We start from the raw sequence: 12,993 nt of genomic DNA on the forward strand, positions 1-12,993 counted from the left end.
GATGTCCGCGATCTACGACTTCAAGGCCAACTCGCTGGCCGGCGAGGAGGTGGCCCTGAAACGTTTCGAGGGGCAGGTGCTGTTGATCGTCAACACCGCCAGCAAATGCGGCTTCACGCCGCAATATCGTGGCCTGGAGGATCTGCATCGCGATCTCTCCCCGCGCGGCTTCTCCGTGCTCGGCTTTCCCTGCAACCAGTTCGGCTCGCAGGAGCCGGGGCCGGCAAGCGAGATCCAGGCGTTCTGCTCGACCCATTACGACGTCACCTTTCCCCTGTTCGAGAAGATCGACGTCAACGGCGCCAACGCGCACCCCCTGTATGAGTACCTGAAACACCAGCAATCGGGCCTGCTTGGCGCCTCCATCAAATGGAATTTCACCAAATTCCTGGTGGACCGTGCCGGAAAGGTGATCGCGCGCTACGCACCGACCGCACGGCCCGAAGGATTGCGCAGTCAAATCGAGGCCCTGTTATGAGCGAGACAATCATGAGCGACGAATTTCCGGACCGCCTGTCGGTCGATCCGAACAGTCCTTTTTACAACGCGGACATTCTGGCGCGCGACGTCGGCATCCGCTTCAAGGGCGTCGAGAAGACCAATGTCGAGGAGTACTGCATCAGCGAAGGCTGGGTCCGCGTTACCGCCGGCAATGCCAAGGACCGTCACGGCAACCCGCTGACCATCAAGGTGCATGGTCCCGTGGAGCCGTATTTCAGGGACAAGAAGTAAGCTGGCCTGTCGCTCGCTACTCAGTCGTCATGCCCGGGCTTGACCCGGGCATCCACGTCTTCGAGCTTGCTCCGTGGCAAAGACGTAAATGGCCGGGTCAAGCCCGGCCATGACGAGCGGAGAGAGCTAACCAGGAAGAGAAAACATGTCCGTCCGCATTGTCGACGTCCGCGAGTTCACCAAGCCGATCTCCTCGCCGATCCGCAACGCCTACATCGACTTCACCAAGATGACGACGAGCCTGGTCGCCGTCGTCACCGACGTGGTGCGCGACGGCAAGCGCGTCGTCGGCTACGGCTTCAACTCCAACGGCCGCTACGGGCAGGGCGGCCTGATTCGCGAGCGCTTTGCTTCGCGCATCACGGAGGCCGATCCGAAGTCGCTCCTGAATGCCGACGGCGACAATCTCGACCCGGACAAGGTCTGGGCCGCGATGATGACCAACGAGAAGCCGGGCGGCCATGGCGAGCGCTCGGTCGCGGTCGGCACCATCGACATGGCGGTGTGGGATGCGGTGGCGAAGATCGCAGGCAAGCCGCTGTTTCGTTTGCTCGCCGAACGCCACGGCGTCAAAGCCGATCCGCGCGTGTTCGTCTACGCCGCCGGCGGCTATTACTATCCCGGCAAGGATCTCTCGATGCTGCGGGCCGAGATGCGCGGCTATCTCGATCGCGGCTACAACGTCGTCAAGATGAAGATCGGCGGCGCGTCGCTCGACGACGATCGTACCCGCATCGAGGCGGTGCTGAAGGAGATCGGCAACGACGCGCAGCTCGCAGTCGACGCCAACGGCCGCTTCAATCTCGAGACCGGCATCGCCTACGCCAAGATGCTCCGCGACTATCCGTTGTTCTGGTACGAAGAGGTCGGCGATCCCCTCGACTACGCGCTGCAGGCCGCGCTCGCCGAATTCTATCCCGGCCCGATGGCAACGGGTGAAAACCTGTTCAGCCACCAGGACGCCCGCAACCTGATCCGCTACGGCGGCATGCGCCCCGACCGCGACTGGCTGCAATTCGATTGCGCGCTGTCCTATGGCCTGTGCGAATACCAGCGCACGCTGGACGTGCTGAAGACGCACGGCTGGTCCCCCAGCCGCTGCATCCCCCACGGCGGCCACCAGATGTCGCTCAACATCGCAGCCGGCCTCGGCCTCGGGGGCAACGAAAGCTATCCCGACCTGTTCCAGCCCTACGGTGGCTTCCCGGACGGGGTACGCGTCGAGAACGGCCACATCACCATGCCGGATCTCCCGGGCATCGGCTTTGAAGGCAAGTCTGATCTCTACAAGGAGATGAAGGCGCTGGCGGAGTGATAGTGAGGCGCGAGGCTCTCTCCCAAGTCCCGTCCCGGATCTGCGCTTCGCTTCGCTGCGCTTGTCCGGGATGACGCCTGCGTGTGAGGCTTACGACAACCGCATATCCAGCAGCCGTCGCCCTTCGCTCTTCAGCAGCTTCTTTACCGCGCTCGACGCCACGACCTCGCCGTCGTTGGCATAGGCCTCGTGGTTCTTCTCGATGTCGTCGAGGCGGTAGAGATAGTTGACCATGACACCGGCCGACTCGCGCACGCCCTTGGGTGAGAGGTCGCCGAGCCAGTTGATGCGTTCGAGCCGTGCGCCGTTGCCGAGATGGAAGCGGGCGACGGAATCGATCAGCTTGCCCTTCGGCGTGCGTGCCTTCAGGAAGTAGTGCGCCGCAAGCGGCTCTATCACGGCGCGCAGCAACGCGGTCGTCTCCGGGTTCTCGAACCATTTGGGATCGTCGAGGCGCTTCAGGACCTCGCGATCCTCGTCCGTCAGCGGCAGGTCCTTGTCCTGCTTCACCCACTGCATGAAGCCCGGCACCGGCGACAGCGTCACGAAGGTGTCGAGCTTCGGCAGTTCACGGCGCAACTCCTCAACCACCTGCTTGATCAGAAAGCTGCCGAACGAGATGCCGCCGAGCCCGCGCTGGGTGTTGGAGATCGAGTAGAACACGGCGGTGCGGGCGCGCTCGATCGGCAGGTGCTGGCGGTCGACGGCGAGCAGCGGTTGGATCGCGGCGGGGATCGTCTCGGTCAGTGCCACCTCGACGAAGATCAGGGGCTCGTCGACCATGGCGGGATGGAAGAAGGCGTAGCAGCGGCGATCGACCGGATCGAGGCGGCGGCGCAAATCGTCCCAGTCGCTGATCTCATGAACCGCTTCGTAACGGATGATCTTTTCGAGGATGTTGGCCGGGGTCGACCAGTCAATCCGGCGCAGCACGAGAAACCCCCTGTTGAACCACGATGACAGCAGATGCGAGACGTCGCGATCGAGCGCGGCGAAATCGGCGTGGCCTTTCATCATGCCGAGCAGGTCGGCACGCATGTTGACGAGATCGCCGGTGCCGCCGGGCGCACGGTTGAGGCGGCGGATCAACTCCTGCCGCCGCGGCTCCGAGGCGAAATGCAGTGCGCTCGCGTCCTCGTCGCTCGGCTTGGCGCGCCACTTCTCGATCGCTTTGGACAGGCGCTCGCGATCCGGGCCGAAATCGCGCACCAGTCCGTCGAAGAAGGCGCGGCGTCCCGCCTCATCCAGCTCCCGGTAGATGTCGAGCACCTCACGCGCGATGGCAATGCCCGATGCTTCGCCCCGGCCCGACAGCAGCGCATCGCAAAGCTCGATCAGCCCGTCGGCATCCCGCCGGGTGCCGGCGGAATCGCCGCCGCGAAGCAGGTTGCGGCCGCGCTCGGAAATGGTGGCGAGCAGGTCGGAGAAAAAGGCGTTGGCCATCGGGACTTTCGGATCAAGATTGTGCGTTGCGGAAGCTTACACGGGATTTTTGCGGAAGCCGATCACAATCCAGCGGAGGAAATGCGGCAACTTTCGTCGGGCCGTGCGTCTGGAGAATGGCGGCATGCCGTGGCAGGGCGTCGCGTTCGACCGCTGAAATCATGCGCCGCGCAGGCGGGGCACCCAGTACGCCGCGCCATCGGTTCATTCACTGCCGCCTCGGAGTGCTGGATCGCCCGGTCAAGCCGGGCGATGACGCCGCGTGTGTGGCAAACTCCGTCGGCGTCCGCCCCGTTACCTGGCGAAACGCGGCCGAGAACGCCGGCACGCTGGCATAGCCGAGTTGGGTTGCCAGCTGCTTCACCGAGACGCTCGCATCCGTCGACAGCCGCTCGATCGCGGCCGCGATCCGGGCGCGCTGGCACCAGCTCTTGAAGCTCAGCTGCGTCTCCGTGGAGAACAGCCGCGACAGCGTCCGCGCGGAGGTTCCGACCTCGCGCGAAAGCCGGTCGATGTCATGCAGGCCGGTGGGATCGTCGAGCACGATCAGGGCGGCGCGGCGGCAGCGCGGCTCGTGGGGCAGCGGCACGAAGGTCGCGGAATCCTCGGCCTGGTGCAATTCCAGCATGACGAGCCGCACCAAGAGTTCGGTGCGCTCTTCGGTGTTGCGCGCATCGAACAGCGCGAGGATCGCCTGGTTGAGCAGCGGCGACACCCGCACCACGAATTCCCGGGACAGGCCGTCATCGCGCTGCTCGCGCTTCAGCCAGGACACGTCGAAATACAGCGTGCGCATCTCGATGTCGGCGAGCAGGTCGATGGCGTGCTCCAGTCCGGCGGGCACCCACACGGCACGGTCCGGCGGCACCAGCCAGCGGCCGCCGGGCGTCGTCACCTGCATGGTGCCCTTGGCCGCATAGATCAGCTGCGCCTCGCGGTGCAAATGCGGATCGATCCGCATACCCTTGGGATAGTCGCGCGCAACCAGATGGACGCCGGCGGGCGAGCGGTGGTTGCTCCGGACCTCCCGCAGGGCTGGCGTTGGCTTTTCCAAGACAGTCATTGGCAGCATCCCGTCATGGTGAGGAGATATAACTCATTTCCAAGCAGGAGAGGATTCGGGAAATGAACAGCCCCAGCCGGGTGATCGGTTTCGTCAACGCAGGTCATTTCATCGACCATTATGCGATGCTGATCTTCGCCGCTGCCGTCATCATCATGGGGCCGGCGCTCGGAATGGCCTATTCGGAGCTTTTGCCCTATGCGACGCCCGGCTTCGTGGCTTTCGGGGCGGGCTCGCTGCTCACCGGCTGGCTCGGGGATCGCTGGAGCCGCCGCCACATGATGCTGATCTTCTTCGTCGGCATCGGGGCGTCCATGATCTCGGTCGGCTTGGTGCAGACCCCGGCGCAACTCGGCGCTGCGCTGCTCGCCATCGGCATCTTTGCCTCCATCTACCATCCCGTCGGCACCGCCATGATCGTGTCCTATGCCGACCGGCTCGGCCGCGAGATGGGCATCAACGGCGTCTGGGGCAATCTTGGCGTGGCCTCCTCGGCGCTGGTGACAGGCGTGATCGGCCAGTATTTCGGCTGGCGTTTCGCCTTCATCGTGCCCGGCATCGTTACCATCCTGATCGGCATCGCCTTTGCGATGCTGGTCGTGCACGAGGACCGCAAGGGTTCGAAGCAGGCGGCGGCGCAGGCGCGCGTCGCCAAGCAGGACATGTGGCGCGTGGTGCTGTCGCTGCTGATCGTGGTGATCGCGATCTCCACGACGTTCAACGCCGTCACCGTGGCCCTGCCGAAGCTGTTTGCGGAGCGGCTCGCGGATTTGACCAGCAGCCCGGCGCTGCTCGGAATCATCGCCGCCTGCGTCTACGTATTCGGGGCGATGACGCAGTACACGATCGGCCGCTTGCTCGACCGCTATTCGCTCAAGACGGTGGCGCTGCCGCTGTCCTTCATGCTGGCGCCGTTCCTGTATCTGGCCGCCAGCCTGAACAATCTGCCGCTGATCCTGGTCTCGATCGGCATCGTCATGGGCGCGTTCGGGCAGGTCACGGTCAACGACGCCATGGTCGGCAAATACACCAGCGAGGAATGGCGCTCGCGCGCCTATGCGGTGCGCTATTTCATCGGTTTCACCGCGGCCGGCGCCTCGGTTGGCCTGGTCGCCTGGCTCTACGAGCAGGGCGGCTTCGTCACGATGCTGCACGCCTTCGCCGCGCTCTGCCTGCTTGCCATCGCAGCCGCCATCATTCTGCCCCGCGAGATCAGAACGCCGCAGCCGGTGTAAGGTTCTGTGCTTCCAGGGCGCGCGTAAGCGCGACCCGGAATCCATAAGGGGCGGCAAAGACTGCAGGGAAATGAGTCCGGGCTGGTTGCTGCGCGCCGCCCCGGAATGACGGGAGATGAAGCGGCACGTCACGCAAGCCGCTAATCATGAACTCTACCCCTGTTTTGCCCGACGATGCAAATCGCTTCGGTAAGGCCGAAATTTTCGTGAGCCTTTTCAAGCCCATCTCTACTGTGCATGGGGTTGTTTTCGCAATTTTTGCTGTTGCACGCCGCCGCCCCTGCCTGGAACCCGCTGCCCCTGTCGCGGGTTCTGGTCCGTGTCCCCGGGATCGGGGTGAGGGGGATTCACTGCATGCCATCGCGCCTGCTACGTCCGGCCGGGCTTGCCCTAGCGGCGCTTGTGTTCACGACCATCGCGGCCGGTGCTGAAACGGGCAAGGCGGCCGGCCCGTCCGAATTCCTGCTGATCGTGCAGATCGTGCTGCTGATCGCGGTCGGTCGTGGCCTCGGCGAGATCATGCAGCGGATCGGCCAGCCCTCGGTGATCGGCGAATTGCTCGCCGGCATCATCCTCGGGCCGTCGCTGTTCGGCTGGATCTGGCCGGACGCGCAGGCCGCGATCTTTCCGAAGACGCCCGAGCAGAAGGCGATGATCGACGGCATCGCGCAAGTGGGCATCCTGTTGCTCCTGTTGCTGACGGGCATGGAGACCGACCTCAAGCTGGTGAAGAAGGTCGGCAAGGCGGCGATATCGATTTCGATCGCCGGCATCCTCGTGCCGTTCGCGTGCGGCTTCGCGCTCGGTGAATTCCTGCCCGATGCGCTGCTCCCCAACCCGCAGGCCCGGCTGGTCGCCTCGCTATTCATGGGCACGGCGCTGTCGATCTCCTCGGTGAAGATCGTCGCCGTCGTCGTGCGCGAGATGAACTTCATGCGCCGCAATGTCGGCCAGATCATTATCGCAACCGCCATCATCGACGACACCATCGGCTGGGTCATCATCGCGGTCATCTTCAGCCTCGCCTCGCACGGCACGCTCGACATCGCTGCGGTCGCCAAGGCGGTGCTCGGGACGCTGGCCTTCCTCGCCGTCAGTTTCACCGTCGGCCGCTGGCTGGTGTTTCAGCTGATCCGCTGGGCCAACGACACGCTCGTCAGTACCGCTCCCGTCATCACCGTGATCCTGCTGCTCATGGGCGGCATGGCGCTGGTCACGCATCTGATAGGCGTGCACACCGTGCTCGGAGCCTTCGTGGCCGGCATCCTGGTCGGGGAGTCCCCGATCCTGACACGGCAGATCGACGAGCGCCTGCGCGGACTGATCTCGAGCTTCTTCATGCCGGTATTCTTCGGCCTTGCCGGTCTGAGCGCCGATCTCTCGGCGCTCCGCGACCCCTATCTGCTAGGGCTGACCGCACTGCTCGTTCTGATTGCCAGCGTCGGCAAATTCGGCGGCGCGTTCGTCGGCGGCAGCGTCGGCGGCCTGAACACAAGGGAATCGCTCGCGCTGGCCAGCGGCATGAACGCGCGCGGCTCGACCGAGGTGATCATCGCTACCATCGGCCTCACCATGGGGGTGCTCAGCCAGAACCTGTTCACGATGATCGTGACCATGGCGATCGTGACGACCATGGCGATGCCGCCGATGCTGCGCGCAGCGCTCGCCAGATTGCCGATGAACAAGGAGGAGAAGGAGCGCCTCGAGCGCGAGGAGTTCGAAAAGCGCGGCTTCGTCGCCAATCTCGAACGTTTCCTGCTGGCGGTGGACGAGAGCGTCAACGCAACCTTCGCAGCCCACGTCGCGGGCCTCATCGCCGGCATGCGTGGCCTGCCGCTCACGGTGCTGCATATCGGGAGCCGCGTGAAAGATCAGGGCGACGAGGACAGCCACGAGGCGGTGGTGAAGAAGGCTGCCGAGAAAGTGGCGGCGGACGGAGACAATGATCCAGGCAGCGTCGACGTCACCACCCGGGTTCGGAAGGCCGCGCTCGGCGAGGCCATCGGGGACGAGGCCAAGAAGGGATTCGATCTCCTGGTGGTCGGCGTCGACAAGGTCACTGCCACCAAAGATCGTTTCAACAGGAGCATCGAGGACATCGCGGCGGAGTTCGATGGCTCGCTCGCAATCGTGGCGGCCAAGGGCAAGCATCTGAAGCAGCCGATGCCTGACGCCCTCAACATCCTCGTTCCGGTGTCCGGGAGCAGCGTGTCCAAGCGCGGCGCCGAAGTCGCCGTCGCGCTGGCGCAGGCTGGATCGGGCTCGCTTCGCGTGATCTATGTGGCGACGACGCGCGACAAGGGCGCGCAGCGCGGCGCTTCCCGGGGCCTCAGTCAGGAGGAGGGCATCTTGAAGGACACCAGCGACCTCGCGGCCCGCTACGAGATCGACATCACCACGACCTTGCGCGTCAACCGGGCGCCCGAGGCCGCAATCCTCCGCGAGATCGACACGACCGACGTCGACCTCGTGGTCATGGGCGTCGACCGGATCCAGGCCGATCATTTGTCCTTTGGCGGGGTCGCCGACGCCGTGCTGCGGCAGTCGAAAGCGTCCGTGCTGCTGGTGTCCAGCGGCGAAACGCGGAAGGCTGCGGCGGAGAAAGCCTAGGGCTTCACTTCAGCCACCGCCTCTGCCTTCGGCGCCTTCTTCGAGGCGCGCCAGTTTTCGAACCGCTGCACCACCACGAAGAAGGCCGGCACGAACAGCACCGCGAGGCAGGTCGAGGCCAGCATGCCCGAGAACACCGTGATGCCGATCGATTTGCGGGCGCTGGCGCCGGCACCGGTGGCGAGCACCAGCGGCACGACGCCGAGGATGAAGGCGAACGACGTCATCAGGATCGGCCGGAATCGCGCGCGCGCCGCCTCGATCGCGGATTCCAGAACCGGCTTGCCGTCGCGGCCATGCAGTTCGAGCCCGACCTCGACGATCAGGATCGCGTTCTTGGCTGACAGCGCAATCAAGAGGATCAGGCCGATCTGGCAGTAGAGGTTATTGTCGATCTTCAGCCCGGACAGGATCAGCATCGGCCCGAGCAGCGACAGCGGCACCGCGAGGATCACCGAGATCGGCGCGTACCAGCTCTCGTATTGGCCGGCGAGCACCAGATAGACCAGCAGCATGGCGAGCCCGAATACCCAGTAGATCTGGTTCGAGACCGCCTTCTCCTGATAGGACATCGCGGTCCATTCGTAGCCGGTGCCCGGCGGCAGCGTCTTGTCGGCGATCTCCTCCATCAGCTTCAGCGACTGTCCGGACGAATAGCCCTGCGCCGGCAGGCCGATCACGGTCGAGGACGGATAGAGATTGTAGAGGCTGATCAGCGATGGCCCGGTGGCCGGCGTGATCTTGGCGACCGTGCCGATCGGGATCATGTCGCCGTTCGAGTTGCGCACCATCATGTTGGCGATGTCGCGCTCAGTGACGCGGAAGGCGGGATCGGCCTGGGTGTAGACCTGGAACACGCGGCCGAACTTGTTGAACTGGTTGACATAGGACGAGCCGAGATAGGTCGACAGCGCCGAGAATACCTGGTCCGTCGTCACGTGCAGCGTCTGGGTCTTGACCCGGTCGATCTCGACGTTGAACTGCGGCACCGACGAGCGGAACGAGGACTGAACGCGCTGCAGCGCGCTCTGGCTCTGGCCGTTCGAAACCATCGCGCCGGTGATGGCCTGCAGCTTGGCGAAATCGCTGTTGCCGTCGCGCAACTCGACCTGCATCGAGAAGCCGGCGGCGTTCCCGATCCCCTGGATCGGCGGCGGCGGCAGCACGATGGTGCGAGCCTCCATGATGGTCGCAAGCTTGTCGTTGAGCCCGTAGACCAGCGAACGCAGATCCTCGCCCGGCCCTTTGCGCGCCTCCCAATCCTTCAGGATGATGTAGGCGACGCCGGCATTGGCCAGGCTGGCGCTGTTGTCGAGTGCGGAGATTCCGGCGATGGTGATGACCTGCTGGACGCCGGGTGTCTCCTTGATGATCTCGCTGGCCCGGTCGAGCACTTTTTGGGTCCGCTCCAGTGCTGCGCCGTCGGGCAGCTGGATCGCGGCGATCAGATAACCCTGGTCCTCGATCGGCAAGAAGCCGGTCGGCACCCGCGACAGCCCGTAGCCGCTGGCTCCGATGACCAGCAGCGCGAACGCAACGGAGATGGTGGCGTGCCGGCACAGGAAGGTGATCAGCCTGGTATAGCCGCGCTCGACCTTGTCATAGACTGCGTTGAATCCGCGGTAGAAGAAATTGCGCTGCTCCGGCGGCACCGCCGGCCGCAGCCACAGCGCGCATTGCGTCGGCTTCAACGTTGCCGCATTGATGGCGGAGAGCAGCGCGGTCGCCGCGATCACCAGCGCGAATTGCGAGTAGATGCGCCCGGTCAGCCCGGCGAGGAACGAGGCGGGCAGGAACACCGAGATCAGCACCAGCGTAATCCCGACGATCGGCGCGAACAGCTGGTCCATTGCCTTGATCGCGGCGTCGTGGCCGTTCATGCCCTGCTCGATGTTGTGGGCGGCCCCTTCCACCACGACGATGGCGTCGTCGACCACGATTCCGATTGCCAGTACGATCGCAAACAGCGTCGACATGTTGATGGTGAAGCCGAGCGCAGCCATCGCGGCAAAGGCGCCGATGATGGTGACAGGCACCGTGGTCGCCGGCACCAGCATCGCGCGCCAGTCCTGCAGGAACACCAGGATCACGACAAGTACCAGCAGGCCGGCCTCGATCAAGGTCATGTAGACCTCGTGCACCGAGGCCTCGACGAACTTGGTGGTGTCGAACGGGGTGTCGTATTTGATGCCTTCGGGGAAGCGCTTGGCGAGGTCCGCCATCTTCTTCTCGACGGCCTGCTCAACCTGGAGCGCGTTGGCGCCGGGCGACTGGAACACGCCGATGCCGACGGCGGGCTGCTTGTTGAGCGAGAAGATCTGGCTGTAGGTCTGTGCGCCCAGCTCGACCCAGCCGACGTCGCGGACGCGCGTGACATCGCCGCTGCTGCCCGACTTGACGATGATGTTCTCGAACTGGCTGGTGTCGTCGAGCCGTCCGTTGACGTTGAGCGTGTACTGGAACGCCTGGCCCGGCGGTGTCGGCGGCGCACCGACCTGGCCGGCTGCGACCTGCTGGCTCTGCTGCTGGATCGCCTGGATCACGTCCTGCGGCACGAGGCCACGGACCTGCAGCTTGTTGGGATCGAGCCAGACCCGCATCGAGTACTGGCCGGCACCGAACACCGTGACGTTGCCGACGCCGGGCAGGCGCGAGAGCTCGTCGCGGATGTTGATCGTTGCGTAGTTGCTCAAATAGAGGCTGTCGTACTTGGAGTCCGGTGAGGTCAAGGTCACGAACAGCAGGATCGAGGTCGACCGCTTCTGCACGGTGACGCCCTGGTTTTGCACGGCTTGCGGCAGTTGCGACAGCGCGCTGGAAACGCGGTTCTGCACCAGCACCTGCGCGAAATTGAGGTCGGTGCCGATCTTGAAGGTCACGGTCAGCGTATAGGTGCCGTCGGAGCCGCTGTAGGACTGCATGTAGAGCATGTCCTCGACGCCGTTGACCTGCTGCTCGATCGGCAGCGCGACGGTGTCGATCACGGTCTTGGCGCTGGCGCCGGGATAGCGGGTGGTGACCTGCACGGTCGGCGGCACCACATCGGGGTATTGCGCAATGGCGAGATTGAACAGCGCGACGCCGCCGATCAGGATCATCAAAAGCGCGATGACGTTCGAGAGGACCGGCCGCTCGATGAAGAACTTCGAGATCATGGCTGAAAGCCCCTTACTTCTTCGAGGCTTGCGGCTGCTCGATCTTCGTCACCTGCGGATCGATCTTCTGGCCCGGGATCACCCGCAGCAGCCCTGCGATGACGACGCGGTCGTCCGCCTTGAGGCCGCTTTCGATGACGCGCAGCCCGTTGTCGACCGGGCCGATCTGCACCTTGCGCTGCTCGACGACGTTGTCGCCGTTGACCACGAGCAGATAGCGGCCGCCCTGGTCGCTGCCGAGCGCGGTGTCGGGGACGAGCAGGGCGGTCTTCTCCTGGTCGAAGGGCACGCGGACCCTGACGAAATAGCCGGGTAGCAGCACCCGCTTGTCGTTGGGCATGAGGCCGCGCACCGCCAGCGTGCCGGTCGATTGATTGAGGGTCGGCGCGACGTAGTCGAGATGGCCCTCGTGCGGGTAGCCGGCTTCGGTTTGGAGGCCGATCTGGATCGGAAACTGCTTGAGGTTGGCTGGCGTCAATCCCCGGCGGGTCGCTTCGGCGCGGATACGCAGCACGTCCTGCTCGTTGACGGAGAAGTTCACGTAGATCGGATCCATCGCGACGATCGTGGCGAGCTGGGTCGGCGAGGAGACGCCGACGAGCTCGCCGATCGAGACCATGTGGGCGCTGACGATGCCGTCGAACGGTGCCGTCACCTTGGTGTAGCCGTAATTGACTTCGGCAAGCTTGGTGTTGGCCTGCGCCTGCTGCAGATTGGCTTGGGCGTTGTCGCGCGCCGAGGTGGAATTGTCGAGCGTGGCCTGCGAGACCGCCTGGCGCTGCACCAGTTCGGCCTGCCGCTTGTAATCGGCTTCCGATTGCCGGAGCGAGGCCTGCGCGCCGGCCTCCGCGGCCTGCGCCTGCTCCAACTTGAGCTTGTAGGTCTCCGGCTCGATCGTGAACAGCTGGGTGCCCTGCTTGACGAAGGTGCCGTCCTGATAGTCGATCGATTGCAGGAAGCCCTGCACCCGTGCGACGAGATCGACGCTCTTGACTGGCGCGGTGTTGCCGGTGGCCTCGATGTAGCGCGTCACGGCGCGCTGCACCGGCGTTGCCACGTCCACCTTGGGCGGCGGGGGCGCCACGAACGTGTTCTTGTCCTCGCAGCCCGCCAGCGCGACCATGGCCGCAGCGGCGGCCAGTGTCCGCCCGGCCAGTCTCCACGCTCCGTTGCGCCGTGCGGGAGAGGCGGGATTCGATGAGGTCATTCGGTAGCCCCCGAGTATCGTCTGTCGGTGCGGCAGGCTATCAACAAATGTCCGGCCGTGGAACACCATAGCCATGGCAGTCTCCGGCCTTGCGCTGCACAGGGTGGTGTGGCCTCTGACAGAATTTTGTCATGACAAATCGCTTTTCACCGGACGCATGATCGACCACATTGTCTCAAAGGCCGCATGAGCCGGCCGGGTAAAGCCAAGAAGAAAAGGTGAGGAGACCATGA

General features: G+C 64.6%; 9 protein-coding genes. 5 read left to right on the plus strand and 4 right to left on the minus strand.

The genetic code is table 11. The features are described from left to right. The first annotated feature begins 1 nt into the window (after position 1). From JQ580_RS17840 to tarD, 3 genes are all read left to right on the plus strand, one after another. Positions 2 to 478 (plus strand): glutathione peroxidase, encoded by a 477-nt coding sequence (locus JQ580_RS17840; RefSeq protein WP_212281360.1) that lies wholly within the window; start codon positions 2 to 4, stop codon positions 476 to 478. Then, positions 475 to 732 (plus strand): DUF3297 family protein, encoded by a 258-nt coding sequence (locus JQ580_RS17845; RefSeq protein ID WP_007613756.1) that lies wholly within the window; start codon positions 475 to 477, stop codon positions 730 to 732. The genes JQ580_RS17840 and JQ580_RS17845 overlap by 4 nt, the downstream gene beginning before the upstream one ends. 145 nt (positions 733 to 877) lie before the next feature. After that, a complete protein-coding gene (gene tarD, locus JQ580_RS17850) occupies positions 878 to 2,047 on the plus strand; it encodes a D(-)-tartrate dehydratase (RefSeq protein WP_212281361.1) in 1,170 nt (389 codons plus the stop codon). Positions 2,048 to 2,137: 90 nt separating this feature from the next. On the opposite strand, the gene JQ580_RS17855 is transcribed toward tarD, so the two are convergent. Together JQ580_RS17855 and JQ580_RS17860 are read right to left on the minus strand one after the other, a co-directional pair. Next, a complete protein-coding gene (locus tag JQ580_RS17855; protein WP_212281362.1) occupies positions 2,138 to 3,490 on the minus strand; it encodes a malonyl-CoA decarboxylase in 1,353 nt (450 codons plus the stop codon). 208 nt (positions 3,491 to 3,698) lie between these two features. Continuing rightward, positions 3,699 to 4,553, minus strand: coding sequence for an AraC family transcriptional regulator (locus tag JQ580_RS17860; protein WP_212281363.1), 855 nt, complete (start codon positions 4,551 to 4,553; stop codon positions 3,699 to 3,701). Positions 4,554 to 4,615: 62 nt separating this feature from the next. Between JQ580_RS17860 and JQ580_RS17865 the strand changes: the two genes are divergently transcribed. Further along, complete coding sequence (locus JQ580_RS17865) at positions 4,616 to 5,788, plus strand: MFS transporter (protein WP_212281364.1); 1,173 nt, start codon at positions 4,616 to 4,618, stop codon at positions 5,786 to 5,788. 354 nt (positions 5,789 to 6,142) lie between these two features. Further along, positions 6,143 to 8,398 carry a cation:proton antiporter domain-containing protein gene (locus JQ580_RS17870; protein ID WP_212281365.1) on the plus strand — a complete coding sequence of 752 codons (2,256 nt, stop codon included), beginning with the start codon at positions 6,143 to 6,145 and terminating at the stop codon, positions 8,396 to 8,398. Here JQ580_RS17870 and JQ580_RS17875 read toward each other — a convergent pair. Beyond that, positions 8,395 to 11,553: an efflux RND transporter permease subunit gene (locus tag JQ580_RS17875; RefSeq protein WP_212281366.1), complete on the minus strand. Its 3,159-nt coding sequence runs from the start codon at positions 11,551 to 11,553 to the stop codon at positions 8,395 to 8,397. The genes JQ580_RS17870 and JQ580_RS17875 overlap by 4 nt on opposite strands. 13 nt (positions 11,554 to 11,566) lie before the next feature. Next, the gene (locus JQ580_RS17880; protein WP_212281367.1) at positions 11,567 to 12,760 is read right to left on the minus strand and encodes an efflux RND transporter periplasmic adaptor subunit; all 1,194 of its coding nucleotides are present in this window, start codon (positions 12,758 to 12,760) and stop codon (positions 11,567 to 11,569) included. Positions 12,761 to 12,993 lie beyond the last annotated feature (233 nt).

It is taken from the genome of Bradyrhizobium sp. SZCCT0148 (assembly GCF_018129985.1).
GTDB lineage: Bacteria > Pseudomonadota > Alphaproteobacteria > Rhizobiales > Xanthobacteraceae > Bradyrhizobium > Bradyrhizobium japonicum_H.